The sequence below is a fragment of the Alloprevotella rava genome (genome assembly GCF_014195585.1).
GTDB classification, from domain to species: Bacteria; Bacteroidota; Bacteroidia; order Bacteroidales; family Bacteroidaceae; genus Alloprevotella; species Alloprevotella rava.
The window spans coordinates 97,449-121,722 of sequence record NZ_JACICA010000005.1; the positions used below are offsets into that span (position 1 = coordinate 97,449).

20 protein-coding genes are annotated in these 24,274 nt (G+C 54.9%); 10 read left to right on the forward strand and 10 right to left on the reverse strand.

Annotation, left to right across the window (positions count from 1 at the left end; translation table 11 throughout):
- Positions 1–26: 26 nt before the first annotated feature.
- Positions 27–1,097: a tRNA 2-thiouridine(34) synthase MnmA gene (gene mnmA, locus FHS60_RS05890; RefSeq protein WP_183696334.1), complete on the reverse strand. Its 1,071-nt coding sequence runs from the start codon at positions 1,095–1,097 to the stop codon at positions 27–29.
- Between the two features lie 399 nt (positions 1,098–1,496).
- Here mnmA and holB point away from each other — a divergent pair, with 399 nt between their 5' ends.
- The 5 genes from holB (at position 1,497) to FHS60_RS05915 (ending at position 6,976) form a co-directional block, all read left to right on the forward strand.
- On the forward strand, positions 1,497–2,624 hold the full coding sequence (gene holB / locus FHS60_RS05895; protein WP_183696337.1) for a DNA polymerase III subunit delta': 1,128 nt from the start codon (positions 1,497–1,499) through the stop codon (positions 2,622–2,624).
- 217 nt (positions 2,625–2,841) lie between these two features.
- Positions 2,842–3,213 (forward strand): four helix bundle protein, encoded by a 372-nt coding sequence (locus FHS60_RS05900; RefSeq protein WP_183696340.1) that lies wholly within the window; start codon positions 2,842–2,844, stop codon positions 3,211–3,213.
- Between the two features lie 130 nt (positions 3,214–3,343).
- Positions 3,344–4,693 (forward strand): PSP1 domain-containing protein, encoded by a 1,350-nt coding sequence (locus FHS60_RS05905; protein ID WP_183696343.1) that lies wholly within the window; start codon positions 3,344–3,346, stop codon positions 4,691–4,693.
- Positions 4,677–5,168: a gliding motility lipoprotein GldH gene (locus FHS60_RS05910; RefSeq protein WP_183696346.1), complete on the forward strand. Its 492-nt coding sequence runs from the start codon at positions 4,677–4,679 to the stop codon at positions 5,166–5,168. The genes FHS60_RS05905 and FHS60_RS05910 overlap by 17 nt, the downstream gene beginning before the upstream one ends.
- 101 nt (positions 5,169–5,269) lie before the next feature.
- Positions 5,270–6,976: a Na/Pi cotransporter family protein gene (locus FHS60_RS05915; protein WP_183696349.1), complete on the forward strand. Its 1,707-nt coding sequence runs from the start codon at positions 5,270–5,272 to the stop codon at positions 6,974–6,976.
- 379 nt (positions 6,977–7,355) lie between these two features.
- Here FHS60_RS05915 and FHS60_RS05920 read toward each other — a convergent pair whose 3' ends face one another.
- Positions 7,356–8,360: an aspartate-semialdehyde dehydrogenase gene (locus FHS60_RS05920; RefSeq protein WP_183696352.1), complete on the reverse strand. Its 1,005-nt coding sequence runs from the start codon at positions 8,358–8,360 to the stop codon at positions 7,356–7,358.
- A gap of 174 nt (positions 8,361–8,534) precedes the next feature.
- On the opposite strand from FHS60_RS05920, the gene FHS60_RS05925 reads away from it, so the two are divergent.
- The gene (locus tag FHS60_RS05925) at positions 8,535–10,583 is read left to right on the forward strand and encodes a cation:proton antiporter domain-containing protein (RefSeq protein WP_183696354.1); all 2,049 of its coding nucleotides are present in this window, start codon (positions 8,535–8,537) and stop codon (positions 10,581–10,583) included.
- A gap of 85 nt (positions 10,584–10,668) precedes the next feature.
- Positions 10,669–12,570: an LTA synthase family protein gene (locus FHS60_RS05930; RefSeq protein ID WP_183696357.1), complete on the forward strand. Its 1,902-nt coding sequence runs from the start codon at positions 10,669–10,671 to the stop codon at positions 12,568–12,570.
- Positions 12,571–12,950: 380 nt separating this feature from the next.
- Here the strand turns inward: FHS60_RS05930 and dacB are convergent, their stop codons facing one another.
- From dacB to FHS60_RS05970, 8 genes are all read right to left on the reverse strand, one after another.
- Positions 12,951–14,207, reverse strand: a complete 1,257-nt coding sequence (gene dacB, locus FHS60_RS05935; protein ID WP_244957446.1) for a D-alanyl-D-alanine carboxypeptidase/D-alanyl-D-alanine endopeptidase — start codon at positions 14,205–14,207, stop codon at positions 12,951–12,953.
- Between the two features lie 210 nt (positions 14,208–14,417).
- Positions 14,418–14,927, reverse strand: a complete 510-nt coding sequence (locus FHS60_RS05940; protein WP_183696360.1) for an OmpH/Skp family outer membrane protein — start codon at positions 14,925–14,927, stop codon at positions 14,418–14,420.
- A gap of 48 nt (positions 14,928–14,975) precedes the next feature.
- Complete coding sequence (locus FHS60_RS05945; RefSeq protein WP_009348028.1) at positions 14,976–15,494, reverse strand: OmpH/Skp family outer membrane protein; 519 nt, start codon at positions 15,492–15,494, stop codon at positions 14,976–14,978.
- A 25-nt stretch (positions 15,495–15,519) separates the two neighbouring features.
- A complete protein-coding gene (locus FHS60_RS05950) occupies positions 15,520–18,159 on the reverse strand; it encodes a BamA/OMP85 family outer membrane protein (RefSeq protein WP_183696364.1) in 2,640 nt (879 codons plus the stop codon).
- 32 nt (positions 18,160–18,191) lie between these two features.
- On the reverse strand, positions 18,192–18,932 hold the full coding sequence (locus FHS60_RS05955) for an isoprenyl transferase (protein ID WP_183696367.1): 741 nt from the start codon (positions 18,930–18,932) through the stop codon (positions 18,192–18,194).
- A 29-nt stretch (positions 18,933–18,961) separates the two neighbouring features.
- Positions 18,962–19,714, reverse strand: a complete 753-nt coding sequence (porG, locus tag FHS60_RS05960) for a type IX secretion system protein PorG (RefSeq protein ID WP_183696370.1) — start codon at positions 19,712–19,714, stop codon at positions 18,962–18,964.
- A gap of 52 nt (positions 19,715–19,766) precedes the next feature.
- A complete protein-coding gene (locus tag FHS60_RS05965) occupies positions 19,767–21,140 on the reverse strand; it encodes a DUF6242 domain-containing protein (RefSeq protein WP_183696373.1) in 1,374 nt (457 codons plus the stop codon).
- Positions 21,141–21,422: 282 nt separating this feature from the next.
- A complete protein-coding gene (locus tag FHS60_RS05970; RefSeq protein WP_183696377.1) occupies positions 21,423–21,986 on the reverse strand; it encodes a four helix bundle suffix domain-containing protein in 564 nt (187 codons plus the stop codon).
- Between the two features lie 684 nt (positions 21,987–22,670).
- On the opposite strand from FHS60_RS05970, the gene FHS60_RS05975 reads away from it, so the two are divergent.
- From FHS60_RS05975 to FHS60_RS05985, 3 genes are all read left to right on the forward strand, one after another.
- Positions 22,671–23,423 (forward strand): hypothetical protein, encoded by a 753-nt coding sequence (locus FHS60_RS05975; protein ID WP_183696380.1) that lies wholly within the window; start codon positions 22,671–22,673, stop codon positions 23,421–23,423.
- The gene (locus tag FHS60_RS05980; protein WP_183696383.1) at positions 23,404–23,955 is read left to right on the forward strand and encodes a DUF6633 family protein; all 552 of its coding nucleotides are present in this window, start codon (positions 23,404–23,406) and stop codon (positions 23,953–23,955) included. The genes FHS60_RS05975 and FHS60_RS05980 overlap by 20 nt, the downstream gene beginning before the upstream one ends.
- A 117-nt stretch (positions 23,956–24,072) precedes the next feature.
- Positions 24,073–24,273: a hypothetical protein gene (locus tag FHS60_RS05985; protein ID WP_183696386.1), complete on the forward strand. Its 201-nt coding sequence runs from the start codon at positions 24,073–24,075 to the stop codon at positions 24,271–24,273.
- The last annotated feature ends 1 nt before the right edge of the window (position 24,274 follow it).

Consider the following 24,274-nt stretch of genomic DNA (forward strand, 5'->3'; position numbering starts at 1 on the left):
GATTTCGCACATTTTGTAAGACATAGTTAGCGACTTTGTGCTATCTCCCCACTGCCGTAGCAGCGATGGTGCTGGGCGTCATAGAGGCAAGCAAACTGACCTGGGGCGATGCCCTGGACATCTTCGGCGGAGACGATTTTATAGCGCCCGCGACTGACGAGGAGACGGCCGGGGGTGAACTCGGGAGTATGGCGCACCTTGAAAGTAATGTCGTATTCACCGTCCGCCGCAAAGGGGTTGAGCGTAAGGAAATTGGGCTGGCTCACGAAGAACTCGCGCCCGTAGGCAGCTTGCGTTTGGAAACCGTGGGACACATAGATGATGTTGCGGCGAATGTCTTTGCCCACCACGTACCACGGGCCGCCGCCGAAGCCGAGGCCTTTGCGCTGACCGATGGTAAAGAACCAATAGCCGGAGTGCTTACCTATGATGTTGCCGGTTTCCTTTTCCACCACGAGGCCTTCTTTCTCGCCGAGATATTTCCGTGCGAGTTCAGAGAAGCGTATTTTCCCCAAGAAGCAGATACCCTGGCTGTCGTGGCGATGTGCCGGTGCGAGGTGTTCGCGTTCGGCAATGTCGCGCACTTCCTCCTTGAGGAGATGGCCGATGGGGAACATGATTTTACGCAGTCCGAGGTTGTCGAGCTGTGCGAGGAAGTCGGTCTGATCTTTCACAGGGTCGGGACTGGTAGTGAGCCACACGTTGCCGTCGGCGTCTCGTTCCGTTTGGGCGTAATGCCCCGTAGCCACGCGGTCGTACTCATGTCCCACGCGCTGTTCGAAGACCCCGAATTTGATGTATTTATTGCACATCACATCGGAGTTGGGCGTCAGTCCCGCCTTTAGGCGATCCACGATGTAGCCCACAACATATTCCCAGTATTCCTTTTGCAAATCAATCAGATCGAGGCGACACCCGTATTTTCGTGCCACGGTCGACGCCATTTCCCAGTCTTCCTCAGCAGAGCAGTCCCACTCTCCTTCAGGTCCTGAACCAATTTTGATATAGAAAAGGTCGGGCGTGATGCCTTGTTCTTTCATCAGATGAACGGCCACGGCACTGTCCACTCCACCACTTATCAGTCCGGCATATCTCATAATTCGTTGTTTTAGGGTGCAAAGATAATAAAAAGACGGGAGGAAGGGATAAAGCCCCCTCCACCTCCCCCATGAGGGGGAGTGCTCGGCTGCCACTGGTTTGGGGCTCGGACTGGTCGGACTTGTCCGACCAGTCTGACTTGTCCGACACCCAATCCCCCAAGAGAATCTCCGACAAGTCCGACTAGTCCGACCAGTCCGAGCCTTCCTACTTGTCCGACCTCCAATACAATAAGGCTGTCAGCTGACACAATAAGGATGCTGGCTGACACAATAAAGGTGTCAGCTGACAGCCTTATTGTATTTTTCTTTTTGTATCTTTGCAACGTGAAATACGGGCACTTCATCGTGCCAGCAAACGTTTGTTTTTAGGATGGAAGTCTTTAAGGTATCGAAAATATGAATATGGACGAGGTCATAGGTCAGGAGGGTGTGAAACGCCTCTTACTCCGCCAGTTGGAGGAAGGACGCGTGCCCCACGCACAACTCTTCTGCGGCCCTGCGGGAAGCGGAAAACTCCCCATGGCTTTGGCTTTTGCCACGGCGCTGCTCTGCCAACAACGCCAGGGACTTACGCCGTGCGGACATTGTAACGACTGCGCCATGACGGCCCACTTCGCGCACCCCGACCTCCACTTCATCTTCCCCATTTTCAAAAAGAGCTCCAGCACCACAGCCGTCAGCGACACCTTTATCTCTGAATGGCGCACACTGCTCTCTGAAACGCCCTGGATCAGTCGAGACACATGGAACAACCGCCTCGGCATCGAAAATCAGCAACCTGAAATCTACGAAAGTCAAAGCACAGAAATCATACAGAAACTCAGTCTTGTGGCACAAAAAGCCGGCGGCTACAAAGTCGTCATCGTATGGCAAGCCGACAAGATGAACCTCTCCTGCTCCAACAAACTCCTCAAAACGCTCGAAGAACCCATCGGGCGCACGGCTTTCATCCTCGTGAGCGACCAGCCCGAAAAGCTCCTGCCCACCATCCTTAGTAGGGTGCAACGCATCGACTTCCCCGCGCTCCGCCAAGAGGACATAGAGCAGGCGCTCTGCCGCCAGCGTGGCCTTCAGGAGGCCGACGCGCGCACCATAGCCCGCAGCGCGAACGGCAACTACACTCTCGCGCTTCAGCAGCTCGGAGTGAACGCCGACGCGGCCATGTATTTCGATATGTTTGTACTCCTCATGCGCCGCTGCTATATGCGCGACATCAAAGAGCTTTCGCGCTGGAGCGAAACTGTGAGCACCTGGGGACGAGAGCGTCAGAAACATTTCCTCGACTACTGCCAGCGACTCATTCGCGAGAACTTCATCTACAACTTCCGGCAGGCGGAACTCAACTACGAAACGCAAAAGGAGGCCGACTTCAGTCGCAACTTCGCGCGCTTCATCAATGAGCGCAACGTCATCGGTATCATGGACGAATTTTCGTTGGCACAGCGCGACATAGAGTCCAACGTTAATCCGCGCATGGTCTTCTTCGATTTTTGCTTAAAGCTTATCGTATTACTGATTAAGTGAATGTGCTAATCTGACGCGAGCAAGCTCGCTGATGTGCTAATGTGCTAATGCAGATGCAAGAAAGCAGGGAATGGATAGACAAAATAATGACACAATCTGACGCGAGCAAGCTCGCTGATGTGCTAATGTGCTAATGCAGATGCAAGGAAGCAGGGAATAAAAAAACAAAATAATACAAGCAACAACAATATAACGCCCAAACACACCTTTATCTATTATGGAGAATACAGGAAACCGGATTGTGGACCTAAGCTTTGAGTTCGCTCTGAATGTCATTAAGTTCACAGAAATTTTGGAAGACCAACGCATCTATCGCTTGGCCGACCAATTGTGGAGATCGGGAACATCTATTGGTGCAAATATCGAAGAAGCACAATGTGCTGAGACGCGGCTCGACTTCATTCACAAACTCAAAATTGCCGCTAAGGAATGCGAGGAGACAAGCTACTGGCTGAAAATTTGCAGCCGACACGAACGCTACCCCTTCGATGAATCCCTTTGGCAACAAAACGAAGAAATCAAACGAATACTGAGCGCCATCATCGGCACCAGTCGTAGACATCTTAATAATAGGAATAGAAAACAATAAAAATAGTGCACACGGCGATCTGACGTTTCAGCTTTAAGATAAGTGCATAAAGCAACAGCAACCGCGGCCACACATTGGCACATCAGCGAGCTGGCTCGCGTCACATTAGCACATTAGCACATTGACAAAGATGCAACACGAATTTGAAACAACGGAATGCTTGCGAGGCATCTGCGCCGAAGGGTGCGGACGGCAGGACAAGCAGCTCAATACATACGACTACCTGGCCGATGTACCAGGCAATGCCGAACTCTCCGATATGGTGGAGGTTCAATTCAAAAATACGCGCAAGGGATACTTCCGCAACGACAATCACCTCGACCTGACAAAGGGCGACATCGTTGCCGTGGAATCTGCGCCAGGTCACGACATCGGCGTGGTCACACTAACGGGACAGCTTGTGCCCTTGCAGATGAAGAAGGCCAACCTCAAGCCGGAGAACGACATCAAGCGCGTGTATCGCAAAGCACGCGAGACAGACATCGAGAAATGGAACGAATCCAAGGCGCTGGAGGAGAACACCATGATTCGCTCCCGACAAATTGCGAAAGAATTAGACCTGGACATGAAAATTGGCGATGTGGAATACCAGGGCGATGGGAATAAAGCCATCTTCTATTATATCGCCGATCAACGCGTGGACTTCCGCAAGCTCATCAAGGTCTTGGCCGACGAGTTTCATGTGCGCATCGAGATGAAACAAATAGGTGCGCGTCAGGAGGCAGGACGCATCGGTGGCATTGGCCCTTGTGGGCGCGAACTCTGCTGCGCCACCTGGATGAAAAACTTCAACAGCGTGAGCACAACTGCGGTGCGCGTGCAGGACATCTCCCCAAATCCGCAGAAACTGGCGGGACAGTGCGCCAAACTGAAATGCTGTCTCAACTACGAGGTGGACACCTATATGGAGGCGAGTCAGCAACTGCCCGACCGCCGCATAGAGCTGGAAACGGCCGATGCTACTTTCTATTTCTTCAAAGCCGATATCCTGGCGGGCCTCGTGACTTATTCGTCCGACAAACGCCTGGCGGCCAACCTCACGGTGATAACTACCGAACGCGCCAAAGAGGTAATGGACATGAACAAGCGGGGCGAGAAACCGCTACAACTCGCCGAGGAAACGGCAGCTGAACCGAAATGTCCCGTGGATCTCGTGGAACAGGAGAGCCTCACCCGCTTCGACCGTAGTCGCAACAAGCGCCGCGGCGGCCGCAATAAGTCCATGGGCGAACGCCCCAACAACGGCGGCGAAGCGCGCCAGGCCGACAAACGCCCCAATAATGCCCCCAACAAGCGGGTGGCAGAGGATGGCAACCGCCCTACGGACAATGCCAACCGCCCGGCAGAGGCTGCCCAAGCCGACAGGCGGGGCGAGCAACGCCGCAATAACCGACCGCGCCCCGACCGTCGTAACAACCGGCCGCGCGGACCACAGAACCGAAACAACCAAGCTGCCGACAACAATGCTCTGCAAGCCTAAGAAGCTCTTCGTTGGCCTCGCGCCGCTCTTCGTTCTGCTGCTCCTCATCCTTGGGAGCTGCGGGCAACGCCGCGTGGAAACGTTCAGCTTCCGTGCCACGCCCGTGGACGGATGGGAAACAACGGATTCGCTGGTCTTTCCCATCGACAGCATCCACCAATCTGGCCGCTACCGCCTCAGCATCGGCGTGCGCACATCGGCCGCCTATCCCTACCCCTTCCAGACCCTGGCCTTGAATGTCACCACCCGACTGCAAGGAAGAAAGGTGGAGCGCGACACGGCCCTTTGCCATCTCACCAACAAAGACGGCGATGTCAACGGACAGGGCGTGAGTCTCTACCAATACGAGTTTCCCGTTTGTGAACTGCACCTCGAAAAAGGACAGAAAGGTACTATCACCGTGCAGCATCTCATGCGCCGCAATCTCCTCCCTGGAGTGGCCAACGTGGGGATACGCCTCGAGCTCATCCCCTGACCCTTGAAAACGCCAACAGAGCGTTTCGACAAAAAAAATATTCATGAAGTCCGCGCGACTTCCTCAATCATAACAAAGAATCATTCCTCATTCACACAACAATGACAACTGCTGATTATCTGATTATCTTCAGTAAAATCCTGGGAGCACTGGCTCTACTCATCTATGGTATGAAAGTAATGAGCGAGGCCCTTCAGAAAATGGCCGGCTCGCAACTCCGACACATCCTCGGAGCCATGACAACAAACCGCCTGACAGGTATGCTCACGGGTACGTTTATCACCTGCGCCGTGCAGTCCTCTTCGGCCACCACCGTGATGACTGTGTCCTTCGTCAATGCCGGACTTCTCACGCTGGCACAGGCCATCTCCGTCATCATGGGTGCCAACATCGGTACGACGCTCACGGCTTGGATCATGTCCCTGGGCTACAATGTCGACCTCACCATGGCCGTATTCCCCGCCTTCTTTGTGGGAATCATCCTCATCTACTCCAAACGATACCGCTACATTGGCGACTTCCTCTTCGGTATCGCTTTTCTCTTCTTCGCCCTTGTTCTGCTGAGCGGCGCGGGTACTGACCTCGATCTTCAGCACAACCCCGACGCCATCAACTTCTTCAGCTCCTTCGACATCAATAGTCGCTGGACCATCTTCCTCTTCCTCTTCATCGGTACGATCATCACCTGCCTCGTGCAAAGCTCTGCAGCCGTCATGGCCATCACCATCCTGCTCTGCTCCACAGGTGTGCTACCCATCTATCTGGGCATAGCGCTCGTTATGGGTGAGAACATCGGCACAACGGCCACAGCCAATCTCGCCGCACTGGGAGCTAACACGCAGGCGCGCCGTGCAGCCCTTGCCCACCTCTTCTTCAATGTCATCGGCGTCGTATGGATCATGTGCCTGTTCTATCCTTTCGTGGACATGGTTTGTTCCGTTGTGGGCTACAACCCCGCCGACACCACCATCAGTGTGGCACAGCGCGCGGCCATCCTCCCCATCGTGCTGGCTGCCTTCCACACAGCGTTCAACGTGACCAACACGGCCCTGCTCATCGGCTTCATCCCGCAGCTCGAGCGCCTCGTATGCTTCGTTCTTCCCGTCAAGGAAACTGGCGAAGAGGAGGACTTCCGCCTGCGCTTCATCCAGGTGGGCATCATGAAAACGCCCGAGTTGAGCGTGTTTGAGGCACAGAAAGAAATCTCCAGCTTCGGCGAGCGCATACAGCGTATGTTTGGCATGGTGCAGGATTTGCTCCACGAGCAGAACCACGAAACCGCCGCTAAAATCGTGGAACGCATCAAGAAATACGAGGTCATCAGCGACAGCATGGAGATTGAGATTGCCAAATACCTCGACCAAGTGAGCAACGCCCATCTCAGTGATGACACGAAGATGAAAATCCGCAATATGTTGCGCGAAATCAGCGAGATAGAGAGCATCGGCGACAGCTGCTACAACCTGGCACGCACCATCTCCCAAGGCCGCAACACCAAAGAGCAGTTCACACCTGAACTGCGCGAGAACATTCTCCAGATGTTCAAGCTCACCAACGACGCCTTAACGCAGATGAACTACACCTTCCAGCACAACCGCGAAAAGGTGGATGTGAACAAATCTTTCGAGATTGAAAACGACATCAACAACCTGCGCGAACGTCTGCGCGACCAGAACATCGACAATGTCAACGAACATAAGTATTCCTACGACCTCGGAACGGCCTACATCGACATTATCCAAGAGTGCGAAAAGCTCGGCGACTATGTCATCAACGTGGTGCAGGCCCGCATGAATCTGAGAAGGTAATAAAAGGAGAGGAGGCCCACTCCAGCAAAGCTCAGACAGGTCCTGATTCTTCAGACTGGTCCGACCAGTCCGATTTCTCCCCAAAAGGCCCTCCGACTGGTCCGACCAGTCCGACCAGTCAGATCCCACCAAAAATGCAATAAGGCTATCAGCTGACGCAATAAGGCTATCAGTTCACAGAATAAGGCTGTCAATCGACAGCCTTATTCTGTTTTTGCGCAGAAGCTCTTTCAGCCAAAGAAGGCACACAAAAAATCTCCGATGAGTCGGACGAGCCGGACTAATCGGAGATGTAAGCAAGTGGTAGCCGAGTACTCCCCCTCATGGGGGAGGTGGAGGGGGCTCTCTGGAGGGCGGTAGCCTTCCTTTTCCCTTTTTCTTATTTTTTATCCACCAAATATTCTGCAATCTGGACAGCGTTGAGGGCTGCGCCTTTGCGGATTTGGTCGCCAGTGAGCCAAAGCGTCAGGCCGTTTTCGTTGGCCAAATCTTTGCGCACACGGCCCACGTAGATATCGTCCTTACCGGCACTCTCGAGCGGCATGGGATAGACGTAGTTCTGCGGGTCGTCGACGAGCGTCACACCGGGAGCAGCGGCGAGCACCTTGCGGGCTTCCTCCGCTGTGATGGGGCGTTCCGTTTCGAGCCATACGCTTTCGCTGTGGCTGCGGAGCGAACTGATGCGGACACACGTTGCGCTGGTCTGCACATCGCTGTGCATGATTTTGCGCGTCTCGTGGTACATTTTCATTTCCTCCTTCGTGTAGTCGGTTTCTGTGAACACATCAATTTGCGGAATCACGTTGTAGGCCAGCTGGTGGGGGAACTTCTTGATGGTCTCCACCTTGCCCGTCTCCAAGAGCTCTTTGTACTGCTGCTGGAGTTCGGCCATGGCGGCTGCACCCGCTCCGCTCGCGCTCTGGTAGGAGGCAATGTGGATGCGGCGGATGTGGCTGAGTTGTTCGAGGGGTTTGAGCACCACTACCATCATGATGGTGGTGCAGTTGGGGTTGGCAATGATGCCTCGGGGGCGGTTGAGCGCGTCCTCAGCGTTGCATTCGGGCACTACGAGGGGCACATCCTCGTCCATGCGGAAGGCGCTGGAATTGTCGATCATGATCGCGCCATATTTCGTGATGGTGTCGGCAAACTCCTTCGATGTGCCTGCTCCGGCACTGGTGAAGGCGAAGTCTACACCCTTGAAGTCGTCGTTGTGCTGCAAGAGTTTCACCTCATATTCCTTACCCCGAAATTCATATTTCGTTCCTGCACTGCGAGCGCTGCCGAAGAGCAGGAGTTCGTCAATGGGAAAATTACGTTCGGCCAAGATGCGGAGAAGCTCCTGACCCACGGCGCCGCTGGCACCAACGATGGCTACTTTCATACGTTTATCTTTTATTATAGTATTGTTGACATATCTCTCAACGGCATTTGTGCTACATGGAAATAGTCCAAAGCCGTTTGTGGGCGCAAAAATAGAGATTTCAGCGGGAAATGCAGGGACTGTTGGGAGAAAATTAGGTATCTTTGCGCCCATAAAATTTAGAAAGTCCCCACAGTGATCAACTCTCTGAGCGAATACTTCCCCATTACCGACCCAACGTGGATATTTTTCATCGTCCTAAGCATCATCCTCTTAGCGCCGATGGTGTTGGAACGCTTGCGCGTGCCGTCGATTGTGGGCATGATTCTGGCGGGCATCGCCATTGGTCCTCACGGTGGCGAAGTGCTCAATCGCGACGCGTCGTTTGAGCTCTTCGGCAAGGTGGGACTTTATTATATCATGTTCCTTGCCTCTTTGGAGATGAACCTCCAGGATGTGGAAAAAATTCGCTGGAAGGCCCTCGTCTTCGGCTTGCTGACGTTTGCCATCCCGATAGTGATGGGCACGGCGGCCAACCTCTGGATTTTGGGTACAGCGGTGGCCACGGCGGTTTTGATGGGTGCGATGTACGCTTCCCATACGCTGCTGCCCTACCCCATTGTGTTGCGATACGGCGTGGCGCAGCGACTGAGCGTTAACCTGGCTGTGGGGAGTACCATCGTGGCCGACACGCTCACGCTCCTTGTGCTGGCCGTAGTGGGCGGTATCTTCAAGGAGCACACCACAGGGCTCTACTGGGTTTGGCTCGTGGTGAAAATCATTCTCATTGGTGCGTTCATCGTCTATGCCTTTCCGCGCGTGAGTCGGTGGTTCTTCCGCCGGGTCAACGACGGCGTGGTGCAATACATCTTCGTCCTGGGCATGGTCTTCTTAGGCGCGGGCCTGATGGAGATTGTGGGCATGGAAGGCATCTTGGGAGCTTTCCTCGTGGGCTTCGTGCTCAACAAACAAATCCCAGCCACCAGTCCGCTGATGAACCATATCGAGTTTATCGGCAACGCATTATTTATCCCCTATTTCTTGATTGGCGTGGGCATGCTCATTGATGTGCGCGCGCTCATGGACCTCCGCGCCGTGGAGGTGGCAGTGGTGATGATTGTGGTGAGCATCATTTCAAAATGGGCAGCGGCTTTCGCAGCGCAACGTCTTTACGGACTCTCCAAGCTCGACCGCCGACTGATGTTCGGCCTTACTACGGCGCGCGCGGCGGCCACACTGGCCATCGTCTTGGTGGGCTATCGCATCATGATGCCCAACGGGGAGCGACTCTTCGGTGAGGAGGTGCTCAACGGCACGATGATTCTGATTTTGGTGACGTGTATTTGCAGCTCGTTCACAACGGAGAGTGCCAGCCGGAGTTTGGCGGCCTCTTCGCCAACAGTTGGGCAGAAAACCCACACGGAAGACCGCCTGGTCATCGCTCTCTCCAATCCTGACACGGTGGATCCGCTGGTGAATCTCGCCTTGATGCTGCGCCGTCCGAAATCGGCTCTGCCTCTCTCGGCCGTCAACATTGTGTTGGAGGGCAACGAGGAGCGACAACGGCAGGGGCGCAAGGACCTGGAGCGCGCAGCGCATATCGCGGCGGCGGCCAACGTGAGGATGCTGACCCACAGCCGTTGGTCGGTGAACGTGGTGTCGGGGTTGACGCACGCCATGAAGGAATTGGACGCCAGCGACCTTATCATCGGTCTCCACCAGCGGGCGCGAATCTTCGAGAGCTTCTTCGGACAGCTCTCCACCGACCTCGTGAGCTCCGTCGACCGCCAGATTATCGTTTACCGCGCTTTCATACCCATCAACACGGTGCGACGCATCCACCTCGTAGTGCCGAAAAAGGCGGAATATGAGCCTTACTTCGGACTCTGGGCCGAACGCATCGCACAACTCTCGGCACAACTCAGTTGCACGGTGGAGGTTTACAGCGGACAGATCACGCTCAACGCTGTGGAGGAGTATTGGAAGAAAAATCGCCTCAATGTGGCGGCACAATATCATGTGTACCATTCCTGGAAGGACTATCTGCCATTGGCGCACAACGTGAAGAACGACCACCTGGTGTGCTTCGTCATGGCGCGTCAGGGCAACATCTCGCGCCACCATTATATGGAGCAACTGGCCACGCAGCTGGAGCGTTATTTCTCCTCGCGCAACCTCATGCTCATCTATCCTGCTCGCTATCGCGGTACTTATGGCAATACCAATGTGCTGGTGGCGAAGTAATTGAATATCGGAGAAGTCGGACCAGTCAGACCCGTCCGACAAGTCCGACCAGTCAGACTCTCTCTTACTAAAACAAAATCTAAATATGAAACGTGCTTTTCGTCTTTTTCTTTATCTCCTGAGCGTCCATGCGGCGGCTCTGGCGCTGCTCAGCGTGCTGCGCTTGGTGCTCTATATTGTGATGAGTGAGCAGGTAGGGCCTGAGGCCGCATCGGTTTGGCCGGCTTTCCTGCGCGGCGTTTGGTTCGACAATGTGGTGGCTTGCTATGTCATGCTGCCAGCACTCGTTGTGGCCCTGGTGGCTACGGCGGTGGGCTATTTCCGTCGGCCGCTGCTGCGGGGCTTGAACGTGTGGTTTGGCGTAGCTTATAGCCTGGTGCTGATGTGCTCCGCGGCCAATATCCCCTACTTCGCCTATTTCTCCCGAACGCTCAATTCGAGCATCTGGGAATGGAAAAGCTATGTGGGACAAACGGCCGGAATGGTATTCGGCGAGGCGTCGTGGCGCAAATATATCCTGCTCTACATCGTCCTTGTGGCACTCTTCTCCCTCCTGCTGTGGTGGCTGGGAAGGCGCACGGCGCGGCAACTTGAACGTGTGCCGGCGCGGGGCAGATGGAAAGGCGTGGCACTACTCTTGCCGCTCATCGGACTCTGTCTCTTTGGCATTCGCGGCCGCATGGGCTACAACCCCATCAAGGTGTCGGCGGCCTACTATTGCGACAACGCCATTCTCAACCAGTTGGGCATCAATCCGGCGTTCTGCCTACTGCGCTCCACGCTCGACGATGCGCGGCCGGAGAACCAACGCCTCCACCTCATGGACGACAATGAGGCGGTACGCAACGTGCAGGCATATCTCGGACGAGAGGGACTACCAGGCGATTCGCCCCTGGCGTGTCGCATACAGCCCGAAGGAGAGCCCACGGGAAAGAACGTAGTGGTGGTGCTGATGGAGTCGCTAAGCGCGAAACTCATGGGGCGCTTCGGCAACCCCGACCATCTGACGCCACACCTCGATTCGCTCTATCAGCATTCGCTCAGTTTTGCCAATTTCTACTCGGCAGGAAATCATACGAACAACGGAATTTTCTCTACATTCTACGGTTTTCCCAGTATCTTGAAACGGAACGCTATGAAAGGCTCGGTAGTGCCGCGCTACGAGGGACTGCCCACCGTTCTGCGCGATAAGGGCTACAGCACACTGTTCTTTATGACCCACGAGGCGCAGTACGACAACATGAACGCGTTCCTGCGCACCAATGGCTTTGAGGAGATCTACTCGCAGGAGAACTACCCGCGCGAAAAAATTGCCAACCACTTCGGCGTGGCGGACGACTATCTATTCTCCTACGCCTTGCCCATCCTGCGGCGCAAAGCCGAGAGCGGCCGGCCTTTCTTTGCCACACTGCTCACCATCTCCAACCATCCGCCCTACATCATCCAGCCCTATTTCCACCCGCGCCACAAAGATCCGGAGCGCGCCATTGTGGAGTATGCCGACTGGGCGGTGGGCGAATTTATGAAAGCTGCCGCGCGCGAACCGTGGTTCAAAAACACCATCTTCGTTTTCTTGGGCGACCACGGAAAGAAGCTCGGCGCCGACGGCTATGAGGTGGAGGAGAGTTTCAACCACATTCCGCTCATCATCTACAACAGCGGCCTACCTGCGGAGGAGCGCCTGGATTTTGCAGGTCAAATCGATGTTGGTCCAACCCTCCTGGGTATGCTCCGCCTGCCCTACGTGCAGCGCAACTTTGGTATCGACCTCCTGCGGGAGCGTCGGGAGATGATGTTCTACTGCGCCGACGAGGTGATGTGCGCACGCGATGCCAACCATCTCTATATCTACAATCCCTCTGCCTCTCGCGATTTCTGCTACGATACTTCGCGCCCCGGTTTCCACCCCACAAAGATGTCCGCGCCCTATCAGCGCCTCAAAAAATATCTCTTCTCCAACTTGCAGGCAAGCGAGAAGTTGAGGTAGAGGAGGAAGGCTTTGAGAAGGCTTTCCATGCCTCACAAATACCCTTATTGCCTCGGCTGACGCAATAAAGAAGTCAGCTGACAGCCTTATTGCGCTGGCTGACACAATAAGGAAATATTCGCCGTTTTTCAACCCACGAATTTTCACAAAAGGGGCGAAGAAACACAAATTCAGAGTCCCCTCCATCTCCCTCATAAGTGAGAGTGCTCAACCTTGGTCCTCGGACTTGTCAGACTATTCAGACTGGTCGGACTGGTCTGAAAATAAAAAAGGCTACCAAACGCAAGTGGCAGCCGAGCACTCCCCTCTCATGGGGGAGATGGAGGGGGCTTTGAGAGGGCGGTAGCCTTTTCTTCTTTCGCCTTTATTTTTTCTTTTTCCTATTTCGTCATCTCCTGACACACTTTGTCTTGGAAGCGACGGGCTTGGCTGCTTAAAATTGTGCCTTGATTGAAGAGGGCGAAGGCGAGGTGGTGGCCGTTGGCAGCTTGGGCGTAGCCGCAGAGGGTGCTGACGCCTTCGAGCGTGCCTGTTTTGGCGCGAACGTTGTCATAGGCCGTGCCTCCGCGCATGCGGCGGCGGAGCGTGCCGTCCTGGCCTGCGATGGGGAGCGAGGGCAGGAGGTGGTTGTAGATGTCCTGGTGCTGATAGGCATAGCGCAGGAGGCGGAGGAGGAGTTCGGGAGAGGCGTAGTTGTAGAGCGAGAGGCCGCTACCGTCGGCAAACTGATAGTGGGCGGGGTCGAGACCTATGAGGCGCACGAAGCGTTGGAGGCGTTCGGTGGCGCGGCGGCGGTCGGCGTAGGCGCGGCCGGACTGTGCGCCCACTTGATAGAACATGGACTCGGCGTAGAGGTTGTTGCTCTCTTTCATCATGCGAAAGAGGATTTGATCGATGGTGTGTTTGCGGGTGACGAGGGTGGTGACATTTGCCCCGATGCGCCCGCTGAGGATGTTACCTTCTACCACGATACCGCCCTCGGCGAGGAGTTCAGCGAAATGCTCTGCAAAGGTGTCCTTGCCGTTGAAAAGCAGCGGCGTGAGCACCGGGTTGTCGTCGTCCCAGCACCAGCCCCAGCCGTACTTTTGGGTGTCTTTCATCGAGAGGTCGAGGATGATGTTTCCGCGCAGGGTGTCGATGCCTTGTTCGCGCACGGCGTTGACGAAGGCCAGTAGGTCGTCGCGACTAAAGAGGGGGTCGAAACCGGCGCGTACGTAGAGATTGCCGGTGAGCACGCGCTCCGCAATGGTGCCGTCCATGAGCAGCGAGGTGGAATAGTTGTAGTCCACGCCGAGTTGGGAGAGTGCGGTGACGGCAGTGAGGAGTTTCTGACAAGAGCCAGGGCGCATGGTTTGCTGTTCGTTGTAGCGAAAGAGGGCCGAATCGGCCGTGAGGTCATAGACATAGATGCCCACCTGCGTGCGCTGCAAGAGTTCGTCGGCGAGGAGGCGCTGCAAGCGTTCTTGCAGTGTGCCCGTCAGCAGGGTTTCCGCTGTCGTGTCCACCTCAAGAGAGTCGACAGCTAGCGTGTCCCGCTCCTGCGCCATGGACAGCAGTGGGACGAAGAATAATAGGGTAAGGAGTTTCCGCAACACAGTCCTTTCTTTTTCTATTTCGCGGCTGCAAAGATACTGCAAAGCCGCGGGAAAGCAAAGGGGCGAGGATTTCTTGAGAATCGGACGAGTTGCTTGAGGGTAGGACTGGTCAGAAATTCTCTGAGGGCTCAGACCAGTCGGACTGGTCCGACCCGTCCGACCCTCAAGCAAGATGCGGCTGCCTCAAAAAAAAGTCCCGCACCTCACATTAGGGAGGCACGGGACAGTTTATCTTAAGCACGAAGAATCGGCTTAGATTCCGAGTTTAGCTTTGACTTTTGCAGTTACATCTTCGCTCACAGCGGTGTTGATGAATACGCTATTGGCGCGAGCAGTTGCCACGTCCATGATGTAAACGTAGTTGCCCTCTTTTGCAACGGCCTGAACGGCGTCGAGAACTTTCTGCGTGATGGGCTGCATCTTCTGCTGCTGTGCTTCTTGGAATGCCTTAGCATTGTCCTGGCGAGCCTGCTCGAGTTTGTCGCTCATCTGCTGGAGTTCCTGCGCGTAGCGGTCTTTGATGTTCTGCGGCGTATTAGCATTTACTTCTTTGCTGTACTTGTCGTACTTGGTTTGCAGCTCCTTCTGCATATCGTCGAGGTTCTTCTGATACTGCTGACCGAGGTTCTGAAGCTCTGTCATGGCCTGCTTATAGGCGGGCAACTGGCTGGCAGTAGCTTCGAGGTCGAAGTGAGCAAACTTTTGAGCGTTGATAGTGAGCGGTGCGAGGAAGAGCACCAGCATTAAAAGTTTTTTGATCATAGCTTTATTTTCTTTTTGTTATTGATTTCGCGGACGAATTTAGCGAATTTAGTTGGAATAGCCTAATTGGCTCAACACTTCGTTAGAAATATCAATGGAAGGGCTGGCAAAAACGATGCCGGCAGTGTCGCTGCTGCGGTCGAGGATGAGCTGGAAGCCGCGGCGTTGTGCGATGGCCTTTATCACGTTGTAGACCTCGTCCTGAATAGGAGCTATGAGGCTTTGGCGCTTCTTATAGAGTTCGCCTTCCGGACCGAAATATTTCTTTTTCAGTTCGCTGGCCTGCTTCTCTTTGTCGACGATAGCCTGCTCGCGCTCTTTCTTCTGCGCATCGCTGAGGAATACGGCCTCGTTCTGGTAGTTCTTGTAGAGGGTCTTGCTCTCTTTGTCGATGGCTTCCACCTCGGCCTGCCATTTTTTGCTCACTTGATTGAGCTGTTCGTTGGCGCGCTCGTATGCGGGGATATTGCCCATGATGTATTCCATATCAATGAGGGCGAACTTCTGGGCTTGTGCGCTGAACGTGAAAGCTACGGCCAGGAGCAGGAGTGATAAGATTCGTTTCATATTCGTGAGATTTTTTGAGGGGTTGTTAGAATTCCTGGTTGAGAATGAAGTGGAACTGGCTGCCACCGATCTTCTGACCGCTCGTATTCTTGCGTTGGAAACCGTATGCCCAGTCGATGCCGAGCATACCCACCATCGGGAGCATCAGGCGCACACCGAAACCAGCACTGCGCTTCATGTTGAAGGGATTGAACTTGTGGACATCCGTCCATGCGTTACCGCCTTCGAGGAAACCGAGCACAAAAATGTTGGTCTGACCTTCGAGGAGGAGCGGATAGCGGAGCTCGAGGGCCATGCGGCTATAGGCGTAGGCGTTGTTGCCGTTGTCGCCAGCGATAGAACCGTTCTCGTAGCCGCGCAGGCCGATGGTTTCTGTGGAATAGCCATAGGAATAGCCGGACATACCGTCACCGCCCACATAATAGGCCTCAAAAGGCGATTTCTTATAGCGGTTGTATGCGCCGAGCAAACCGAATTCCATGCGCGTCATGAGGACGGGTGCTTTGATAGCTCCGGTGAGCGCGGTGAAAGTGCGGAGTTTGAATTTCCATTTGTTGTATTCCACCCAGCGATACTTCTCTTGCATCTCTTTCTGATACGTGAAGCTCTTGTAGTTGGCGGCCAGGTTCTTGTAGTCCTTGCCGTCCCAGAGAGAGTAAGGCGGCGTGAAGGCAACGCTCAATTCGAGTTCCGAACCGCGGCGCGGATAGAAGGTGTTGTCCGTTGAGTTGCGGTTGAGAGCGAGGCTGATGTTGAAGTTGTTACAGTTACCATCGTGGATGATGAAGTACTGCCACGACTTGAGCATATAGCGCGTGTAGTTGAACTGTGCCGTAAAGGAGAAATAGTTGTCGGGCCAGCGCAAACGCTTACCGAAGCCCAAGGACAGGCCGAGGAGCTTCACGTACTTGTCGGGGTCGTAATAATTCGTGTAGTTATAGTAGTTGGAATTATTGCCGTAGCCGGAGAGATAGTTGTAGTAATAGTTGTTGTAGTAGCTATTATTGTAGTAGCTGGAGTTCATGTCGCTCTGCTTCGAGTAGGACAGCGAAACGGAGAACTGGTTGGGGCGTTTGCCGCCAAACCAGGGGTCGAGAAACGAGAGCGAATAGGCCTGGTAGTAAGTACCGTTGGTCTGCACGTTGAAAGCGAGCGTCTGTCCGTCGCCCTGCGGGATGAAACCGATGTGGCGATTGCCCTTGGAGAAGAGGTTGCCTATGGAGAAGTTGGTGAACTTCACGCCGGCTTGTCCCACAATGCCCGTGGGTCCCCAACCGATGGAGAGCTGCAACTGGTCTCCACCTTTCGACACGAGCGGATATGTGATGTCCACGGTGCCGTTATAGGGGTCGGGCTTGATGCCTTTGTTCATACCGCTTTGCAAGGCTTCGGCGTCGAACTGGTTCATCTGTGCCAGCGCCATGACGGTGCGTTTGATGGCCTCCATGCTGAAGAGGTCGCCGGGCTTGGTGAAGAGCTCGCGGCGCACCACGTTTTCGTAGACGCGGTCGTTGCCCGTGATGTTCACGCGGTTGAAGCGCGCTTGGCGACCCTCCTGGATACGAATTTCCAGGTCGATGCTGTCGCCCACCACGTTCACTTCGGCGGGGTCGATGTTGTGGAAAACGTAGCCGTTGTTGTAGTAGAGATTGCCCACAGCGTCGTCGTCCTCAGAGACGCGCTTCTGGAGCAGCGTTTGGTTGTAGACATCGCCTTTCTTCATCTGCAGGATGCGCTCGAGGATTTCGGTGTTGTAGACCGTATTTCCCACCCAGCTGATGTTGCGAATGTAGTATTTCTGTCCCTTGCTCAGGTCGAGGTACACATCCACATGGCCGTCGTCCACCTTTGCCACGCTGTCGCTCTTGAGCACTGCGTCGCGGTAGCCCCAGGCGTTAAGACGCTTCACCACGTTGTCTTTGTCCTCGCCGTACTTTTCGGGGAGGAATTTCTTCGATTTGAGGAAGTTGAGGAGTGTGCGCTCATGGGTTTTCTTCATAGCGCGCTTGAGTTTGGAGGCTTCCTTGGGCGTCACGCCGGAGATATAGATGCGGTTGACGTGGATTTTGTTGCGCTTGTCGATGTCGATATTCACCAGCACGCGGTTGTCGGCCGTGGCGTCCTCTTTCTGTCGGATGTCAACTTCGGCGTCCTTGAATCCCTTCTCGTCGAAGTAGCGCTTGATGATGATCTTAGCGCGGTTCACCATATCGGGCGTAATCTGGCTGCCGTTTTGCAGGCCGAGGCGCTTCTCGAGGTCTTCGCGTTCCGACTTCTTCACACCATCGTAAGTGATGGCGCTGATGCGCGGTTGGGCGGTGAGATGAACGTGGAGATAGATGCGGTTGTCCACGATGCTATCGGCCGTGATACTGACATTGGAGAAGAGTTTCTGCTGCCAGTAGCGGCGCACGGCATCGGTGATGTCGGTACCGGGAACGGCGTAGATCTTGCCCACTTCGAGGCCGGAGATGCTCTCCAGCAGGTCGTGGTCGAAGCCGGGGAGTTCGTCCACAGTCAAGCCGCCAAGGATGTATTTCGAAGGCACGACGCTATAGGTGATGTCGGGCTGACGCTGCACGTTACTGACCTGTGCCTGAGCGGCAGAGATGCCGGCAAAGGGCAGGGCGGCAAAGAGCCATAGTTTTGCGAGTGATATATTCATTTTCTTCAAGATAGCGTAGTTGGGGGATGGGGTTATTCCTGCGTGAGTTGTTCGGAGGTCTTACCGAAACGGCGTTCGCGTCCTTGGTAGTCGACGATGGCGCGGTAGAAATCCTCGCTGCGGAAGTCGGGCCAGAAGGTGTCGCAGAAGTAGAGCTCAGTGTAAGCCGACTGCCAGAGCAGGTAGTTGCTGAGTCGCTGCTCGCCACCGGTGCGGATGAGCAGGTCGGGGTCGGGCATGAAGGAGGTGGAGAGCTCTTGGCTGATAACGTCCTCGGTGATGTCCTCGGGGCGCAGGTCGCCACCTTTCACGCGGCGGGCGATGCGGCGCATCGTTTCCGTTTGCTCCCAGCGGGAGGAATAGCTGAGGGCGAGCACCATGGTCATGCCTGAGTTGCTGGCCGTGCGCTGCTCGAGTCCCACGAGTGCGCGGAGCACTTCCTGGGGCAGGCGTGTGATGTCACCGATCACGCGCAGACGAACGTTGTTCTTCATAAAGAGTTCGTCCTCGAGGCTCGTGAGCAAGAGGCCCATGAGCGCGGCCACCTCGTCGGAGGGGCGGTTCCAGTTTTCGGTGGAAAAGGTGTAGAGCGTCAGGAAACGCACACCGAGGTTGGAGGCGGTCGTTGTGATTTCGCGCACGGCTTCCACGCCTTCTTGGTGGCCCATGCTGCGTTGCTGTCCGCGTGCCTTTGCCCAGCGTCCGTTGCCGTCCATGATGATGGCTACGTGGGCGGGGATGCGTTCCGTATTGATTTGCTCTTTCAGTGTCATTCTGATGTTGGGGTTTTACGGCCGCAGGCTCAGTCCTTATTGCAGGTGGGACATTTGGGCGAGAGGTCGTAGGTGAGGGTGACGAGGGTTAGGTTGTAGTGGTCTTTGTTGCGAAATTCGCCCGACTTGATGCCGCGCGGATTGGCCAGACCTTCCAACTTATCGTTGGGGGTGAAATGAAATGTCCAGTCGAGCCCGAGATTCACGCGGGGTGCTATTTTCCATTTCACGCCGAACCCTATGGGTATATTAACCGTGGCCACTTTGCCAGCGTCGGAATAGGTCATTCCCAATCCGCCTTGCAAGTAGGGCACGATGCGCTTGAAGCCCTGATAACCCTCCAGCCAGCCGTAGGGCAGGAAATGGAGTTCGAAGAGGGCGTTGAGATCGTAGAGGTTTCCCTTGGCCTCGTAGTGGAGGCGTGCCGTGCCCGCGCTGGCGGGATTGGCGGGGTAGAAATCCAGGATTTTATCGGTAGTGCCGCTCACCTTCATGTAGCCGCCACTCACTTTCACGGCCATGCGCGGATTCAGTGGGAAGCGGGCCAACAGCGCAGCTGCTGGCGTGGGCCTACCGTAGAGCTTGGAATTGACATCGTTCAGTCCGAAACCGAAGCCGCCGCCAACGCCTAGTTCGAGGCGATAGAAAGCGTCGTCGTCATCGCCCGAAGCGGCATGGAGCGCTGGGACTGCTCCGAGGAGGAACAGCAGCATGGCCAGGCTGCGAACAAGGGACAGAGGGCCTTGTGCATAGGGGCGAGGGAGAGCGGTGGTGACTGTCATCGTATGGGGACGAACGTTGTTAATTATATATATGCCTATGAGCCGCGGCGACTTATTTGAAGAGCGTGTCTTCGTTTTTCCAACCCAGGCGGTTGATGCGGCCGCGCCACACTTCGCCGCTGCCAGCACATATTATATATATGAAGTTCTTAGCGTCCACCGTGGCGGTCACGCTCGTTGCCCCACTGATGGCAGGGGCTTTGAGTTCTTTCTGCAACCAGGTGTAGCCGTTGTCGCGACTCAGATAGAGGCCGCCAAAACTGCCGTCGCTCTTCTCGCCACTGAGCAGCAGTGCGCCATCGTAGCGGGCGAGGGTGTAGTTCTGAAGCGTGGGGAGATGGCCGCGGCGAGTGGCATCGAGCGGGAAGTTGATCCACCCAAAGGTGTCCGTTCCCGAGAGGTCGAGGTCGCGCTGCCACAACACGGGCTCATTGCCACGCAGTCCCAGCACAACGGCTTTTTCGTAGTTCTTACTCACGGTGGAGGCAAACACGATGCCGGCGTTCTCGTCCAGAGGCAGCGGAGCCGAGGAGTCGAGGGCATCGGCGGTCCAGGTCTTTCCGCCATCGGTGCTGCTCACTAAGCTTGCGCCCGAGAGGGCCAAGAGGTGTTTCGTGCCACTGCCCACCAACTGCGTGAAGGAGTTGGGCACGCCGGTTGCGTTCGCCGAGGTCCAGTTGATACCGTCCTCGCTCGTCATGAGCTGGTTGCTGGCCAAGGCAAAGAAACGGTTACCGTGGCGCACCACGGAATGAACATCGAGCGTTACGGGTGTGATGGCGTGGCGCGTCCACTGCTGTGGACTTTCCACGCTGGCAGTGAGCACAACGGGCGCAGTGCCTTCAAGACCGAAGGCATAGAGCGTGGACTCTACGGTGAGGGCGTGGAGCCGGCTCACAGAGCTGAGGGCAGAGAGGCCGCTGGCCGTGCGCTGCCATGTGACGGAGTCGCTCCACTCTTTGTGAATGCGAATGTCCATCTGGTATTTTCTTGTCGAAACGCGGTCGGTGGCATACACGGTGATGATGCGTGGCGTGGAGAAATCGATGGAGTCCTTCTTCGTCACCACAGTGTCTTTCCCCGTAATCTTCGATTGTATCGACACTGTCCCACTGGCTTTAAGTTCCGAAATCAGAATCTTGGTAGGGTCAGTGCCCACGGGCAGCGAGTCCACGTTGAAGATACGCTGGTTCACCTGGTCGATGGTCAAAGGATAGAGCGAACCAGTCACCTTGATGGTATAAATCGAGTCGCGCCCACTGCGGGAGAGCGTATGCATCTTGCGATTGAGCGTTCCGAGCGTCACGGACTTAATCAGACACGCGCCCGACGTCAGGTCCTCCACTTCGCTTTTCGTATTACAACCGACATTGCCCAACAACATCAGTAGTGCGCTAAAAATCAGCGCTATGCGGGATTTCTTCATATTTCTTACAAGTATTCCTTGGCCTGCGCTCTCATGCATATCTCGCGCGCGTTTGCCACAGGCGTATTTTTATACAACGTGCAAAAATAGCCTTAAATTTCGCAACTACGAAACAGAACCCTCATTTTTAATCTTTTTTGAGAGCAGAGCCTCTCAAGAGGACCGCTCAAGAGAACCTCCGACCAGTCCGACCAGTCCGACCAGTCCGAGCCCCAAAAAACCTCAAGAGTTCTCCGACCTGTCAGACCCGTCCGACCCGTCCGAGCCCCAATGAAAGCCCCCTCAGCTCCCCTCTCCTCGCTGCTGTCGCGCTTGCAGGCGGGCCCGCGTCATTTGTTCGCGGATACCGCCATTGCGCAGGAACTCCTCCTGCTGATGCGCTATAAGGCGGCGGAGCATGTAAGTAGTTTGATGAATCAGTGTGACAGCAAGATTCGCCATTTCTTCGTCCGACATACGCGGCAGGAGATGCTGATAATCCACAAAAAGCCGCTCACTACTGGCATAATGCTTCATCGCCTCATAGCGCGGATGGCCAGCATCCCAAAGCTCCTTGTTGCGCACACGCAAATAGTCCTCATAGTCGATGAGCAACTCCTCCAAACTGGCCTTCGCCACATTTGTCAGTTTGATTTCCGTCTCAGCAGAAGTTGTAGCCGCCTCACTCCCCTCCGCAATATTCTGCTTCCCCGACCGTGCCGCCTGCACCATTTGGTCGATAGTGCGATCAGATGTCTGAAGAAAATGTTTTGTAAAGAAAAAAGTAATATCATAAATCACAGTTGCCACCCTATAAACACGCAACCGCCGATACCCACCCTTCTGCCGAAGAAATGTCTGTGTCATAGTACTAAAATCTTAATTATTTATCAAAAAATCATTATTAAAAATCCTCCGACTGGTCCGACCAGCCAGAGCAGCCAGATTCCTCCGACCTGTCCGACTTGTCCGAGACCTCAAAAACCTCAAGAAGCCCTCCGACCAGTCCGACCAGTCCGACCTGTCCGACTCGTCCGAGCCCTCTCAAGAATTCTCAGCATTCTCTGCTGCAAAGATAAAGATTTCTCCCAAACAATAAAAATACGGTATTTTTAATTGACAAATTTTCCACCTTTCGCGTCCCCTTATTCCCCCAGCTGACACAATAAGGCCGTCGGCTAACACAATAAGGAAGCCAGCCGACACAATAAGGCAGCGGACGAGAAAGGCCCTATCCATCGGACACAGAAAAGCTATACACCACAAGGAAACGCCCACAATAAGCAACTCCCTAAGAATGCGCCCCATAATAATAAATCGTGACAGAGAGTGACACATGCACAAAAAAGTTTTTAACATTTAGAATATCGTTTACACACCGCATAAAAAGCGAGAAAATAGTTGCTTAAAAATTTGCATTTCCGAGAGCCTTTCTATACCTTTGCCGAAGCAAAACAAACCTCCCACAGAGGACCGAACACTAACCCCAAAATCCACCCCTCCGGACGCGCGATGCGCCCTCACAACCATCTCTAAAACCATCCAAGAATCATGACCTCCGAAGTTATCATCACCCGACCCGTTTGGGAAGAATATCGCCGCATCAAACCGCGATTGCGCAACCAAGCCTTGGCCGCACTCATCGACTACCTCATGACGGGGGAGAAACCAGCCTTCTCGCGCAACATCAACACGCCATTCAATCAGCTATTGGTGACCTACAAAGAAAGCACAGAAATCTTGCATTCATCTCGCACTCATCTTGCACTCATCTCGCACTCATCGCAAGAAAAAGAAAAACAGAAGAAAGCATCTTCCCCCTGCACCCCTATCTTGAAAGAAGAAGAAAAAGAAGAAGAAAGGCTAATTCTTCCTACGTCAGAATTAGCTGCGCGAGACACGGCCGAAACAGCCATCGAAGTTGTCAAAGAACCAATCAGACCAGTCGGACCAGTCGGACCAGTCCGAGACCCAAACAAGAGGCAGCCGAGCACTCCCCGCCTTGGAAAAGCCGGAGGAAGCTTCCATCCTCCCACCCTCGACGAAGTTTGCCGCCACGTGGCAGCGAAGGGCTACAGCTTCGACCCCGTCGCCTTTTTCAGCCACTACGAATCGAACGGCTGGCTCGTGGGACGCACAAAAATGAAAAATTGGCATTCGGCCTGTATCACCTGGGAACGCAACCAAAAAACTTATGGAAACTACCGACAATCTACCTCTGCAACGCGCCGCGACGCCGACCTCCAAGCTGGCCGCGAAACTGCCCTCGACGCCATCCGCCAAATTGCCAACAGTCCTTACTGAACTCCAACGGCGCTACCCCTCTCTCGCGACATTCAGCCAAGCCATGAACCCCGATGTGCAACGCTTCTACGGTCGCCTCCCGCTCTCGGATTGCATCCAACGCAGCGCACCCACGCTCCGCCAGCTCGACCAACTCTACGGGCCTAACTCGGGCCGCGTGTGGATAGTGCCCCAGCTCACGCGCATCGCCGAATTCTGCGGACAAACAGCGCGGTGGAGCACGCTCCAGATGCAAGAACTCACGGCCATCATCCTCCAGCAATTCGGTCAACTCACAGTGTGCGAGCTCAGCTGGTTTTTCCAGCACTTCAAAGGTGGCCGCTACGAACGCTTCTATGGCACGCCCGACCCCATGGTGCTCACGCGCAGCCTCCGCTCGTTCCTCTCCGAGCGCAACATGACCTGGCAGCGCATCGAACAAGACCGCGCCAACGAAGCGCGCCGCCATCCCGAGGGCCTCGTGGGCATCGCTGCCCTCAAGAGCTACCTCGCCCGCTGCCGACAAGCTGGAAAAGTTTCTAAACTAACATAAAAAGCCTCGGACCAGTCCGACCAGTCCGACCAGTCCGAGACCCACTCCCTCTCAGAGGACCTCCGACCCGTCCGACCAGTCCGACCAGTCTGAGCCCACCAAAAAAAGAAAACAACCATGCAAGACAATCTCTCAAAACTCTCCGCCATCGGTATGCTGATGGCAGGTGTCGGCCTCACCATCGCGGGCTTCATCGTCCCGCCACTGGGTGAAATCTCCGACAGCGTACTGTGGTTTACAGCCCAGACGCTCATCTACGCCGGTAGTATCTTCGGCGTGAAGGTCTACATCGACCACCAACTCAAAACTCGTCACTAAC